Below are 13,600 nucleotides of genomic sequence, written 5' to 3'. Positions count from 1 at the left end.
GAGTACGCATGGAACTCGATTTTTCGCCGGTGTGGGCAAACTGGCAAGACCTCGCGCACGGCGCGCTTGTTACCGTCGAGGTAACGATTTGCGCACTGGCACTGGGCTGCGTGTTGGGCTTGCTGGTCGGCATGGGCCGCCTGAACCCGGCGCACCGCATCCGCTACGGCATCTGCACGATTTATGTCACGTTCATTCGTGGCACGCCGCTGCTGGTGCAGCTCTTTATCCTGTTCTTCGGTCTGCCGCAGTTCAACATTCTGCTGCCGGCGTTCCTGTGCGGTGTGCTGGGCCTTGGCATCTATAGCGGTGCCTATGTCTCGGAAATCGTGCGTGGCGCCATTCAATCGATCGAGCGCGGCCAGATGGAAGCCGCCCGCTCGCTCGGTATGCCCTACGGCATGGCGATGCGCTCGGTGATTCTGCCGCAAGCCATCGTGCGCATGATTCCGCCGCTGGGTAACGAATTCATCGCGTTGATCAAGAACTCTGCGCTCGTCTCGCTGCTCACCATTCACGACGTGATGCACGAAGGCCAGAAGATCATCAGCGTGTCGTATCGCTCGCTGGAAGTGTATCTGGCGATTGCTTTTGTTTATCTGATTCTGACCGGCACCACCACGCTGCTGTTGCAGCGCGCCGAGAAGTCCCTGCGTGCCGGAGGTGCCGTGCAATGAGCAATGTGAAGAAAGACATCGGCGCGCCGATCCTCAAGATCGAAGGGCTGGGCAAGGCTTACGGCAGCCATCAGGTGCTCAAGGGCATCGACTTCGAAGTCGATGCGCGTCAGGTGGTGGTCGTCATCGGGCCGAGCGGCTCGGGTAAGAGCACGTTCCTGCGCTGCTGCAACGGGCTGGAAACGGCCGAGCAGGGCACCATCGAGATCGTCGGCAAGAAGCTCGTCGATCACGGCAAGATGATGGGCGAGAACGCACTCAACGCACTGCGTACCGAAGTGGGCATGGTGTTCCAGTCGTTCAACCTGTTCCCGCATTTGACGGTGCTCGAGAACGTCACGCTCGCCCCGAAGAAGCTGCGCGGCATGAAGGGCGCAGACGCCGAAAAGCTCGCTCGCGAACTGCTCGCGAAAGTGGGGCTTGCCGCCAAGGCCGACGTGTTCCCGGGCACGCTGTCCGGCGGCCAGAAGCAGCGTGTGGCGATTGCCCGCGCGCTGGCGATGCAACCGCAGGTCATGCTCTTCGACGAGCCGACGTCGGCGCTCGACCCGGAACTCGTGGGCGAAGTGCTGCAAGTGATGAAGGCGCTCGCCAACGACGGCATGACCATGCTGGTGGTGACGCACGAAATGGGATTCGCGCGCGAAGTGGCCGATGTGGTGGTCGTGATGGATCAAGGCCGCATCATCGAAGCGGGCTCGCCCGAACAGATTTTCACCGCACCGCGTGAAGCGCGTACGCGTGAGTTTCTGCAAGCAGTGATCGCACGGTAAGGGCAAGGCAGGTACACGTATGACAATCGATCGAACGGTCTGGCAAGGCCGCGTAGATACCGGCGAAGCCGGACACACCCTGCGTTTGCATCAGGTGCTGCGCGACTACGACGCGGCAGCGGTTGCCGGCGGCGCGGTCGTGCTGGGTTTTTGCAGTGACGAAGGCGTGCGCCGCAATCATGGACGTCAGGGCGCGGTGGCTGGTCCCGACATGCTGCGTCGTGCATTGGCGAGCTTGCCCGTGCAGGGCACACCGGCCGTGTTCGACGGCGGCAACATCGTGTGCGCCGACGATCGCCTCGAGGCGGCGCAAGCCGCATTGGGCCATCGCGTCGCGGAAGTGCTCGCGGCGGGTGCTCGCCCGGTGGTGCTCGGTGGCGGACACGAGATCGCGTACGGCACGTTCCTTGGCGTGGCCGAGCATTTTGGCGATCGCCTGCGCGACGAGCCGATTCTCATCCTCAATTTCGATGCGCACTTCGACTTGCGCGCGCAACCGACGGCCAGCTCGGGCACGCCGTTCTGGCAAATCTCGCAGTTGCTCGCCGGTCGTCAGGCACCGTTCCATTACGCGTGTCTGGGCGTGAGCCGCTACAGCAACACCGAGGCGTTGTTCGAGCGTGCGAAGGAATTGGGCGTGGATTTCTGGATGGACGACGCGATGCTCGCGCACCGTCTGCCGGAGATGTGCGAGCAGCTCGAGAAGAAGCTCGAGCGCGTGAGCCATGTCTACCTGACGATCGATATGGACGTGTTGCCGGGCGAGAAAGCGCCGGGCGTGTCGGCACCGGCAGCGCACGGCGTGGCGCTCGAAGTCGTCGAAGCGCTGATTGGCGTGGTGCGCCGCTCGGGCAAGCTGCGCGTGGCGGACATCGCTGAGTACAACCCGACGTACGACCGCGATGGCCTGACGGCGCGCGTCGGCGCACGTCTGCTGCATCCGTTGATTACGCAATTGCAGAACTGAGGGCGGCGCAAGGTTATTTGCGCCAATCGCGGAAATTCTGCGCGACAATAGGGCGGGCGATCAGAAGTGATCGCCCGCCCTATTTGTTTGGTACGTGTTTTGGTGCGCCGCCGCAAAATCACCCGGATTTCGCAGCGGGCCCGCCGTCCGACGTCGACAAGCGAGGTCACGATGACAGAGCAGACGAATTCCCCAAACGATGCCCACACCGAAACGGCCACGCTGGCTGGCGGTTGTTTTTGGTGTCTTGAGGCTTGTTACCAGCAGCTCGACGGCGTGAAGCGCGTCGTCTCAGGCTACGAGGGCGGCCATGTCGATAACCCGAGCTACGAGCAGGTTTGCGAGGGCGAGACAGGCCATGCCGAAGTGGTCCGTCTGACTTACGATCCGGACATCGTCAGCTTCGAAGAATTGCTGATCGTGTTCTTCTCGATTCACGATCCGACCACGGTCAACCGGCAGGGGAACGACATCGGCACGCAATACCGCTCGGCGATCTTCTATCACGACGACAAGCAGAAGCAGGTGGCCGAACATCTGATCGCCGAACTGATGGCAGAGATGACGTACCCGGCACCGATCGTCACGCAGGTGGTAGCCGAGCAGACGTTCTGGCCGGCCGAGGCCTATCACCAGAACTACTTCGTGCAGCACCCCGACCAAGGGTATTGCGCGTACGTGGTCGCCCCGAAACTCAAAAAATTCCGCGAGAAGTTTTCGCGCCGCTTGAAGGCGGCTTGAGCGCTGGTGCGGCAAGCCGAATCGTCGCGAGCGTTGTCGGCTTGACCGTGCGCTCGCGCATGCCGCGGTGTGAACCCCGGTATGCGCGGGCACCCACATGCCTGAATGCACTCGCGTTCATGAGGCTGTACTAAGCAGCAAGGTATCGCATCACGTAAGCGTGCACTGGGAAGAGGGAGGCGCCGACGGACTACGTCCCTCGGTTGGCGCGTCTCTGCGTTGCTGACACGCTGCGAGATGGTCCACGAAATCTTCAATGCGCCCGAGCGATGAGGAATGCCGTCTGAGCATCCCAGGCTGCAACGTATATCCGGGCATGCCTGCTGCGGTGTAGTGAAAGCCGATGACGGTGGAATGGCGGCGAGCAACCTCGTTACGATACTGGTTTCCGTCCTTCAGAAACATCATCTCGCTCTCACCAAAAAACAAAAAATCTTCTTCGGCAGGGGCCTCACCACTCATCGAAAACAGCCCTTGTTTTAGGGCATTCACGCCCATGTCGTAGCGCAACGCCTTGAGCGTGCCGGGCGAGTAGCTTGGGTCGTCCAGCAACAGCGATGGCGCGCTGTCTTTGAGCATGGCATCCACCGAAATCGTGTCGCCTTCAGGATGCAGCGCCAGCACCTCAACCAGGGCGCGGCGCAACTGTGCGTTGCTTGCGAGGCATGGTTTCGGGCACTCGCCCGTGGTCCCCACGAGTTCCATGAGCGCTTCGAAAAAATACTTTTTGACGGGCACCAATTCGCACCGAATCGCTGAGCGTTGGAAGTGCTCGATAGTGCTGGCCGACAACGGTTCACTATTTGACGGCACCGGTGCCCCTTGGGGAGGGACGCCCATATCTGATGCCGCACTCGACTGTCTCACCACGCGGAATCCGTGAGCAAAGGACGCGTGCTGGTCAGCAAAGTAAGGTGTGGGAACGGGGGCAGAGGGGCAGGATGGCGGTGTTGCGTTGACAAGTGCAATGCTGGGCATAGGGGGAATATCGCGTTGAATTCAGATCGATGGGATGACATCGGGCCATGAGCGGTCGCTGGCCCGATGACGGCTTGCTTATGACGGCTCGCCTATCCCACCACACTCACCGGCATTCCTTCGGCTTCGGCGAAGAGAACCAGGCAGCGATCCCCGACATCGAGCGCGTGACCGTAGGCGGCGTCGAAGCTCTCGAAGACGAATGCCTCTCTCGCGTCGGGCACTTGTTGCGTCACGATCTCGAAGCGGTGGTGATCGAAACGGATATCGAGATACGTATCGCTCTCGTGAAACCAGACGACGTAGCCGCCAAACGGCAGGGCAGTGGGCGGCTCGGGCATTGTGGCCGTATCGGCGCTTGGGGCGGCCGTTGCCGGTCGAACTTGCGTTCGGGCGTCCAGCCAGCGTTGATAGTCTTCACGAAAGGGCCGATCCGTCATGGGCATATCTCCTTGGAAATTCCTTGGGAATGACGATGGCGCCTGCAAGGCGCCGGGCGATGGTGGGGCATGTGACGCGCGCCGGTTTTTGCGAATGGGCACGGTTTTGCAGAATCCGCATCGTGTCGCCAGGTGGCGCTTTGCCACCTGCGGTGCCTGCCGAACGCTGTCCGGCCGGGGCGTCACGCCCTGAACATCGGGATGGATCGATGATGCCCGGATGGGCCAGCCGGTAGTGCAAGGGACTTCCGAAAACACCCTAGGAAACGCCCTAGGAAAGCACCGCGTTCAATGAATCCGCCAATCTCCAGTCGATTTCGGCTGGAAACCCGCGTCGGCATTAAACGTTCATATCTTCATTATTTTTCGCATAGAATGGCGCTTCCCCCTCCATGAAGTCTTCAGGTAGTTAGCCGTGCGCCCCCTGCCTTTTCGCGATGCGTTGATGGCCATGATTGGCATCGCGCTCGTCAACATGCTGGTCGCTCTCGACCAGACCGTTGTCAGTACCGCCCTCCCGTCCATCGTCGCCGAACTCAAAGGTTTCGAGTATTACGCCTGGATCGCCAGCATTTATCTGCTCGCGTCCGTCGTGACCGTGCCTGTGTTCGGGCGACTAGGCGATTATTTCGGCCGTCGCCAGTTCGTCATCGCGTCGGTGGTGACTTTCACCGCCGCCTCCGTGTTGTGCGGTCTGGCCCCCAACATGCCGTTCCTCATCTTCGCGCGTGCGTTGCAAGGGCTCGGCGGGGGCATGATGGTCGGCACGGCCTTCGCCTCGGTGCCCGATCTCTTTCCCGATGCGCGCTCGCGCGTGCGCTGGCAGGTGGTGATCACCACGGCCTACGGCATCGGCACGGCGGCTGGCCCATCGCTAGGCGGGCTGCTCTCCGAACACTTCGGCTGGCGCTCCACGTTCTTCATCAACCTGCCGGTCGGCCTCGCCGCGCTGTATTTCGTATGGCGTTATCTGCCGAAATTCGCGCCCGCCCATAAGGGCGACGTGCGCGTCGACTGGCGCGGTGCGCTCTGGATCGCGGTGGTGCTGGGCGGCTTTCAGGTCTTTATCGAAAACGTCCCGGCGCACGGGGCGTCGCTCACCAACGTGCTGCTGATCGTGGCCGTCGCGGTCGGATTTTGGGTGCTGCTGCGTACCGAACGTCGCGCCACACACCCGATCGTGCCGCTCGATATGTTCCGGCACCCGCAACTGGTGGTGCTCTTCACGCTGTCGGTGCTGATCGGCTTCGTGATGTATTCGCTGATCTTCTTCGCCCCGCTGCTTCTGCAAGGTGGCTTCGGCCTGAGCCCGCAAACCGCGGGGCTGATCGCGACGCCGATTGCCGCCTGCATTGCGCTGGGCAGCTTTATCAACACGCCGATCGTCGTGCGCCTGTCGCGTCCGACCAATATGCTGATCCTCGGCTTCTGCCTGTTGGCCGTCGCCTCGGCTGGGGTGGGGCTGGCGCATCGCGAGACCTCGCACGCGCTGCTGGCGTTGATGATGGCGTTTGCGGGCATCGGCATCGGGTTCATCTTGAACAACATGAACGTGTTCGGTCAGGAGATTGCCGGTCGCGAGCGCTTCGGCATCACCACCGCGCTGCTTCAGTCGACGCGCATGGTCGGCGGCATGCTCGGTACGACCATCGTCGGCACGCTCGTCAATCACTGGTATTCGAGCGGTGTTGCGGGTGCCGTGAGCGCCTTCGACGGCACGCCCGCGTCGCATGCGGTGGCCCGTGCGCTCGATCCGCGCATTCTGATCGACCCGTCGCTGCGTGGCGACCTGCTCACCGACCTTCACGCGATGGGCATCGACGGCATGCCGCTGGTCGAAACCGCCCGCCAGACGTTGGTTAGCGCGGTTCACGCGGGTGTGCTGCTCACCGGCGTGGCGGCGATTGCCGCGGCGTTGCTGGTGCGCCGTATTCGCCAAATTCAGTTTCCGAAACGCCTCGACCGCTCGGTCGTGGTCGCGCCGGAATAAGTCGACAGGTCACCGGATTCGTCCGAGAGCACCCTAGCCGCAGACTGAAAACTAAAGCGTCCCCGAGCGAAATGGCGGCCAAAACACCGGGGGCGCACCGACCTCGTTTACAATGCGCGGTGTTCGCCAGGGGAGTCGCGTTGTCGACCGGCCTCACCCAACGGCCACCCAACGGCATTACCGAATTTTGTGAACGAGGTTTCCATGATCATCAAGCCACGCGTGCGCGGCTTCATCTGCGTCACCACCCATCCCGTCGGCTGCGAAGCCAACGTCAAGCAACAGATCGATTACGTGAAGGCGCAAGGCCCGATCGCCAACGGCCCGAAGAAGGTGCTCGTGCTGGGCGCATCGACCGGCTACGGCCTGGCTGCGCGCATCACCGCAGCGTTCGGCAGCGATGCCGCGACGCTCGGCGTGTTCTTCGAGCGCGCCGGCTCAGACACCAAGCCGGCAACGCCGGGCTGGTACAACACCGCCGCCTTCGACAAGTTCGCCACCGAAAAGGGGCTGTACGCGAAGAGCATCAACGGCGACGCGTTCTCCAAGGAAATCAAGGCCAAGACCATCGAGACGATCAAGAACGATCTCGGTCAGGTCGATCTGGTCGTCTACAGCCTGGCCGCACCGCGCCGCACCCACCCGGAAACCGGGCAGGTGTTCAACTCGGTGCTCAAGCCTATCGGTCAATCGGTGACGCTGCGTGGCATCGATACCGATAAGGAAGTGGTCAAGGAGTCGGTGCTCGAACCGGCCACGCAGGAAGAAATCGACAACACCGTGGCCGTCATGGGCGGCGAAGACTGGCAACTGTGGATCGACGCGCTGGCCGAAGCCGGTGTGCTCGCTCCGGGCGCCAAGACCACGGCGTTCACGTACCTCGGCGAGAAGATTACGCACGACATCTATTGGAACGGCTCGATCGGCGCCGCCAAGAAGGATCTCGACGACAAGGTGCTGAACATTCGCGCCAAGCTCGCCGCCAACGGTGGCGACGCCCGCGTGGCCGTGCTCAAAGCACTGGTGACGCAGGCTAGCTCGGCGATCCCGATGATGCCGCTGTACCTGTCGCTGCTGTTCAAGGTGATGAAGGCAAAGGGCACGCACGAAGGCTGTATCGAACAGATCTACGGTCTGTACAAGGACAGCCTGTACAACGCCTCGCCGCTGCTCGACGAGGAAGGCCGTGTGCGCACCGACCAGAAGGAACTGTCGCCGGAAGTGCAGTTGGAAGTGATGGCGCTGTGGGACAAGGTGACCAACGACAATCTGTACGAACTGACCGACTTCGCGGGCTACAAGCAAGAGTTTCTGCGCTTGTTCGGCTTCGAAATCGACGGCGTCGACTATGAAGCCGACGTGAACCCGGACGTGGCGATCCCGCATCTGGTCGCGTAAGCCGACGGCATCCGTTTCACAAGGTTGTCCGACGAGGGCCTGACACCAGCGAATGCGCTGGGTCAGGCCCTCGGCGTTTGTGCGTCCGGGGTATCCGTCTCAGACAGCTCGGAAATCCTCTCGGCCAACGCCAGACACGACAACGGCGACGAGCCTTCTGCCTTGTTGTTGACGATCACGTAGACCGGATGACCGGCAAGGGCGTAGTGCGTGGCCAGCGCGGCAAGCACGTCGCGCGTGGTGGGGTCGGGGTCGACGATCTTGTCGAAGGGCGCGTACTTCGCTTTGGCTTGCTCGTAACGATGGCCGCTATTCAGATTCCAACGTACGACGAGCGGCCCGGCACCCGCCTCGTCGAGCATCGCAAGCGCTGCCGCCTGCCGCTCGACGTGGGGCATTCTGGCGTGCAAACCGATGCAGTAGCGCACGCCTAACTGACCTAGCGCGCGCATGAGGCGAGGGGTGAGCAACGCGCCGTCACGAATTTCCAAGGCGTAGCAAGGGCCAGCGCTCACGTGGCTTTCGTCAGCCGCATCGTCCACGTTAGCCATTGCCGGGAATGACGGCAGCGGTGGCAACGCAGCAAAGAAAGCCTCGATACGCTGCACCAGTGCCGGAATATCGCGCAGCAAGTCCGCAGGCAGCGGCGACATCTGAAACACCAGCACTCCGGCCTTCGCGCCAAGCCCCGTCAGGCACGGGGTGACAAACTGCTCTTCAGCAATACGCGCATCGAGAAAGCAGGGGTTCGGCGACAGCCCTTCGCCTTTTTCGCCACGCACGACGGCATCCGTCACGACGCTCGGCGCTTTCACGAGAAATCGGAAGTGCTCGGGTACCTGCTCGGCGTACTTCTGATACTCGACGATCGTCATCGGTTTGTAGAACGACCGGTCGATGCCGACGCAACGCAGCACAGGATGGCTGGCGTAAGCGGTGAGTCCTTGACGCGAGAGTTTGGTGTCGCTGTAGTCGTCATCCCAGACGATGCCTTTCCAGCCGGGAAACGACCATGACGATGTCCCCAGCCGCACGTTGCCCGGCAGGGTGTTGCCTAACGTTTGGAGAGAAGGAGAGACATCGGCTGCACCGACACCGCCGCGACGGGGTGTGCCCGCGCGGCGGCCGGTGATATCGGTAGCATCGGCGGCAAGTGGGGGCTTGCCGTCGACCTGACTGGCGCGCCCGCCTGGCGCAGCATCGTCAGGCGGAGCCCCAAACAGATCGATCTGACTCATGAATGCATCGAGATGGCGATGGAAAACGCCATTAAAACATGTGACAGGCCTTCACCGCACCCATCACAGCCCACGTCACCGCGCCGTACCCTCGTACATATAGTTGCGCGACCACGGCAGCCCCTTCGCCGGTTGCCCCGCCTTGCGGCACACGATCTGATAAATCGACACATGATCGTGCTCGAACGCGTACGCGCAGCCTGCGAGGTACACACGCCACACGCGGAAGCGTTCTTCGCCAGCCAGTTCGCGCAGACGCGGCGCATTTGCCTCGAAGCGTTCCGACCAAAGGGTGAGCGTGCGCGCGTAGTGACGGCGCAGACTCTCGACGTCGCTGGCCTCGAGTCCGCCGCGCTGCATCGACTCCAGCGCAAGACTGATGTGCGGCAACTCGCCGTTCGGGAACACGTACTTGTCGATAAACTCGCCGCCGCCCATGGCGGTTTCGCCGCTGTCCGGGTCGGTCGACGTGATGCCGTGATTCATCGCAATGCCGTCGTCCTTGAGCAGCGACGCCATCTTCGCGAAGTAATCCTTGAGATTCTTACGGCCCACGTGTTCGAACATCCCCACGCTGGTGATGCGGTCGAACTGACCTTCGACGTCGCGGTAATCCTGAATGCGAATCTCGATTTGATCTTCGAGGCCCGCTTGCTTCACACGCTGCGTCGCCAGATCGTACTGATTCTGCGAGAGCGTGACGCCGACACACTTGGCGCCGAATTTCTTCGCCGCACGAATCACGAGCGCCCCCCACCCGCAGCCGATGTCGAGCAACGTCTGCCCGGGCTGCAACTGAATCTTCGTGAGGATGTGATCGATCTTCTTTTCCTGCGCCGTATCGAGGTCTTCGTCGCCGTGCTCGAAGTAGGCACACGAATAGACCATGTTCTTGTCCAGCCAGAGCTGGTAGAACTCGTTCGAGACGTCGTAGTGATATTCGATCGAGCGCTTGTCGGACTGCTTCGTGTGATTGAAGTGGCGCGTAATACGGCCGAGCGGCCCGATCGCCGTGAGACTGCTGCCGGCGAGCGCGTAACTCATGTCGATGACGTCGGCGAGCCTGCCTTCGACGTCGATTTCGCCCTTCACGTAAGCCTCGCCGAGATTGTCGAGGCTAGGGGTGAGCAAGCGCGTCATGGCCGCAGGGCCATTCACGCGCAGCGTCACGCTAGGGTTGTCGAAAGCACCGAAATCATAGTGCTGCCCGTTCCAAAGCGCGAGGCGGATCGGCAGGTTGGAGGAAGTCTTGACGCCGCTGACCCAGCTTTCGAGTTTTTTCTCCCACAACATGGATGTGCTCCAAGTGTCACCAAAAAAACTTTAAGTCCGTACCGCACGGCGCGGCGACGTCTCCTCGTCAAACGGGCGGGCAGGCGTACCGCGTCGGCCAAGCCGATGCGTGGGTCAGGGTGAGAGGCGCGCAACGCGCCACGACCCATCGGCAAGCCGGAAATACTTGATGCGATCATGCAGGCGCGACACGCGGCCCTGCCAGAATTCGATGCTCTCGGGGTTGAGGCGGTAGCCGCCCCAGTGCGGCGGGCGCGGCGGTGCGTCGCCGAACTGGCGCCGGAAATCCGCTTCACGCTGCTCGATGATGCTGCGATCGGCCACTTCGGCGCTTTGCACCGAGGCCCATGCGCCCAGACGCGAGCCGACGGGGCGCGAGTGATAGTAGGCGTCGCTTTCGGCTTCGGTCACCTTCTCGACGCGCCCCTCGATGCGCACCTGACGCTCGAGTTCGATCCAGTGGAACAGCAGACAGCCATACGGCGTCGCGGCCAGTTCCTGGCCTTTGCGCGATTCGTAATTCGTGAAGAAGGTGAAGCCGCGTTCGTCGGCGCCTTTGATGAGCACGATGCGGGCATCGGGGCGGCCGTCGGGCGTGACCGTGGCGAGCGTCATCGCATTGGGCTCGGGCAGTTCTGCCGCGAGCGCTTGCTCGAACCAGCGTTGGAATTGGTCGATCGGACTCGCGGCGACGTCGGCTTCGGACAACGAGCCGAGGGCGTAATTTTTGCGCAGGTCCGCGAGTGATGGCGTCTGGGTCACGACGATCGTTGTCCGTCAGTTGCGGTTGGGGGTTGCGACACAGTATAGCGAAGAGTCGCCGAATGTGTGCACGTGGCGATTTGTCGCGTCGCGCGCACGCCATCGCGCCGAATGCCCCGTGATACGGGCGTTACGCGCCATGTGCTTGATATTTAAGGAGTGAAGTATTTCGGCGGACTGTGGCGGCTAGCTGACGGCGCGGTCCGACGAGACGCCGCAAATCCCTGAGGCTGGCATGGGTTTTGCGGCGCTCGATCGATGGCTTAGGGGGCCTCGCGATCGGCCCCGAACGTGGGCGCCGTGCTGCGCCCGGCAGGCGTGTTACGCGGCGCGGTCCCGGCGGACGCGTTGCCGTTCGCCCCCGGCACCGCCTTGACCGCCGCCGGGTTCCGGCTTGCCGGCCGTTGCAGATTGGCGAGGAGTTCGCCACACGGGCTGTCCTTACCCGGGCCGAGTTCGAGCAGCGGCACGAGCGCGGTGTAGGGGGCCAGCACGCCCAAGGCAATGGCGCCGCCCGCGCGGGCGACCAGCGTGGGCACGTTCACGCCCACGTCGGGCTTCTTGAACGTTCCCTTCACGTACAACGGCGAGCGCAAAGACAGGAGGCCGAAGTGTTTCGGCTCGGGCCGGATCGTCAGGTCGAAATGCTCGCGCTTGAGATCGATTTTCCCGGTCACGCCAATGCTCGTGTCGTCGGTATCGATCACGAACGTGCGCGCGTCCATGACACCGTCGCGCACGGCAAAGTCGGCGGCGGCGCAACGCATCTCGATCTGTTTGTCGCCGAAGAGTTTTGTGAGCACGATATTGCCGACGTTCAAGCCAAGGTACTGGAGCAGCAGCTTGCTCACCGAGCCGCGATCGATCAGCGTCTTGATCTCGCCATTCGACGACCCCGCCAGCGCGGCGATGGAGTTGCCGGTGGCGGTGAGCGCCGCGTCGCCGTTGACTTCCCCGACGCTCGTCTTCATTAGGTCGACGTCAGGCAGCAATTGCTTCATCTTCAGGTGCCGCAACGAGACCTGCGAATCGACCTTCATCGGCTCGGCTTGGCCGTTGAGTACCAGCGTCGACGTGATGCGACCGCCGGCCACGCCGAATTCCAGCGGCTTGAGCGAGAGCACGCCGTTGTCGAGTACCACGTGCGTGACGAGATTGTCGATCGGCAGGCTCTTGTCTTTGATGATCTTGCGGCCGGTGAATTGCACGTCGGCATCGATGGCGCGCCAGCGGTCTGTCTTGAACGGATCGACCGGCAGCACCTTATCCGACGGCGGCGCTTTCGGCTTGCCCGAAAGATCGCTGCCGCCCGACGGGTTCTGGCCACCGATCACCGGGCCGAGATCGACCAGCCGCAATTGATTCGAGACCACGGCACCTTGCAGCACGTTTCGCGGCTCGCGCTGGCGGAACACGAGCGTGCCCGACAGGTCACTCTGGCCGACCTTGCCCTGAAAGCGCTCGTAACGCCACACGCCCGCGGTATGCAGCAGATGGCCGTTGGTCTCGTAGGCAGGGGTTTCGGGCAGCAGCACGCCGGTAATCGGATACAGGTCCGCCATCGTCGGCCCGGCCAAGCGCAGATGCATGTCGAGCGCGGAGAGCGTGGCGGGGTTCGTGAAAGTGCCGCGCGCGGCAATCTGCGTGCGGCCAATGCGTACGCTGGCGTCTAGCGGGTAGGGGTCTCCGGTGTCTTCGAGCGAGAGGACGTCGCCCCCGCGTGCCTTGCCCGTCACGGCGACTTTTCGGAACGTGCCTTTGAGCGCCACGCCAATGCCGTAGGGCGCCTGTCCGTCGATGGTGGCGACGTTGGCCGTCAGGTCCAGTTGCTGCGGCACGATGTTGGCGCGAATGACGCCGTCTTCGAGAATGAGCCGCCCGATGCGCAGCTTCCAAGGCGAGGGTTCGCCGTTGCTCTTGGTGAAGGTCCAGTTGTTTTGGCCGTCGGCCCGTTCCTCGACAAGAATCTTGGGGGCAGAGAGCGTGACTTCGGGCAGAACGACGCGTTTGTCGAGCAGCGGCAGCCATTCGAGTGAGAAGGTGAGACGGCCGAGCGAGATCATGTTCGGCGTGTCGCTCCACGCAACGTTGCCTAACACGATATCATTCGCGATCAGGCGAGGCCGCGGCAGCCAGCGCCCCAGCCCTGGGGCCTGCGCGTTCGGGGCGAGCCAGTGCAGTGACAAGTCGCCACGAATCTCGAACGGCCGGCCGGTCGCGGTGCTCACTTCCCGGTTGATCCAGGGCCGGGCGTAGTTCCAGTCAAACCACGTGATGAACGCCGCGAATGCCAGCACGATGGCGACCAATGTCATCGCCAGCCATTTCAAGGACGTTATCCAT

The 13,600-nt window shown here is 62.5% G+C and carries 12 protein-coding genes; 6 read left to right on the top strand and 6 right to left on the bottom strand.

Annotated elements, in window-relative coordinates:
* Nucleotides 1-8: 8 nt before the first annotated feature.
* The 4 genes from PPN31114_RS22020 to msrA all read left to right on the top strand — a co-directional run bounded on the left by PPN31114_RS22020 (nucleotide 9) and on the right by msrA (nucleotide 3,158).
* A complete protein-coding gene (locus PPN31114_RS22020) occupies nucleotides 9-677 on the top strand; it encodes an amino acid ABC transporter permease (protein WP_150681626.1) in 669 nt (222 codons plus the stop codon).
* Entirely contained in the window at nucleotides 674-1,450 is a 777-nt protein-coding gene (locus PPN31114_RS22015; RefSeq protein ID WP_150681625.1) for an amino acid ABC transporter ATP-binding protein, read from the top strand. Before PPN31114_RS22020 ends, PPN31114_RS22015 begins: the two co-directional genes overlap by 4 nt.
* A 19-nt stretch (nucleotides 1,451-1,469) precedes the next feature.
* Nucleotides 1,470-2,417, top strand: coding sequence for a formimidoylglutamase (hutG, locus tag PPN31114_RS22010; RefSeq protein WP_150681624.1), 948 nt, complete (start codon nucleotides 1,470-1,472; stop codon nucleotides 2,415-2,417).
* 171 nt (nucleotides 2,418-2,588) lie between these two features.
* Nucleotides 2,589-3,158, top strand: a complete 570-nt coding sequence (gene msrA, locus PPN31114_RS22005) for a peptide-methionine (S)-S-oxide reductase MsrA (RefSeq protein ID WP_150681623.1) — start codon at nucleotides 2,589-2,591, stop codon at nucleotides 3,156-3,158.
* Between the two features lie 150 nt (nucleotides 3,159-3,308).
* On the opposite strand, the gene PPN31114_RS22000 is transcribed toward msrA, so the two are convergent.
* Complete coding sequence (locus PPN31114_RS22000) at nucleotides 3,309-3,998, bottom strand: hypothetical protein (protein ID WP_217426975.1); 690 nt, start codon at nucleotides 3,996-3,998, stop codon at nucleotides 3,309-3,311.
* Nucleotides 3,999-4,228: 230 nt separating this feature from the next.
* A complete protein-coding gene (locus PPN31114_RS21995; RefSeq protein WP_150681621.1) occupies nucleotides 4,229-4,576 on the bottom strand; it encodes a hypothetical protein in 348 nt (115 codons plus the stop codon).
* Between the two features lie 451 nt (nucleotides 4,577-5,027).
* On the opposite strand from PPN31114_RS21995, the gene PPN31114_RS21990 reads away from it, so the two are divergent.
* Both PPN31114_RS21990 and fabV read left to right on the top strand, forming a co-directional pair.
* Nucleotides 5,028-6,566, top strand: coding sequence for an MFS transporter (locus PPN31114_RS21990; protein WP_150681762.1), 1,539 nt, complete (start codon nucleotides 5,028-5,030; stop codon nucleotides 6,564-6,566).
* 204 nt (nucleotides 6,567-6,770) lie between these two features.
* On the top strand, nucleotides 6,771-7,964 hold the full coding sequence (fabV, locus tag PPN31114_RS21985; protein WP_150681620.1) for an enoyl-ACP reductase FabV: 1,194 nt from the start codon (nucleotides 6,771-6,773) through the stop codon (nucleotides 7,962-7,964).
* A gap of 62 nt (nucleotides 7,965-8,026) precedes the next feature.
* Here fabV and PPN31114_RS21980 read toward each other — a convergent pair whose 3' ends face one another.
* From PPN31114_RS21980 to PPN31114_RS21965, 4 genes are all read right to left on the bottom strand, one after another.
* Nucleotides 8,027-9,202, bottom strand: a complete 1,176-nt coding sequence (locus PPN31114_RS21980) for a DUF72 domain-containing protein (protein ID WP_150681619.1) — start codon at nucleotides 9,200-9,202, stop codon at nucleotides 8,027-8,029.
* Nucleotides 9,203-9,277: 75 nt separating this feature from the next.
* Nucleotides 9,278-10,495, bottom strand: coding sequence for an SAM-dependent methyltransferase (locus tag PPN31114_RS21975; RefSeq protein WP_150681618.1), 1,218 nt, complete (start codon nucleotides 10,493-10,495; stop codon nucleotides 9,278-9,280).
* A 114-nt stretch (nucleotides 10,496-10,609) separates the two neighbouring features.
* Nucleotides 10,610-11,257 carry a pyridoxamine 5'-phosphate oxidase gene (pdxH, locus tag PPN31114_RS21970; protein ID WP_150681617.1) on the bottom strand — a complete coding sequence of 216 codons (648 nt, stop codon included), beginning with the start codon at nucleotides 11,255-11,257 and terminating at the stop codon, nucleotides 10,610-10,612.
* Nucleotides 11,258-11,520: 263 nt separating this feature from the next.
* Nucleotides 11,521-13,587 (bottom strand): AsmA family protein, encoded by a 2,067-nt coding sequence (locus PPN31114_RS21965; RefSeq protein ID WP_246182687.1) that lies wholly within the window; start codon nucleotides 13,585-13,587, stop codon nucleotides 11,521-11,523.
* Nucleotides 13,588-13,600 lie beyond the last annotated feature (13 nt).

The organism is Pandoraea pneumonica, assembly GCF_902459645.1.
GTDB lineage: Bacteria > Pseudomonadota > Gammaproteobacteria > Burkholderiales > Burkholderiaceae > Pandoraea > Pandoraea pneumonica.
Note: the sequence above shows the minus strand (reverse complement) of the source record. Positions and strands in the feature narration are given on the sequence as shown.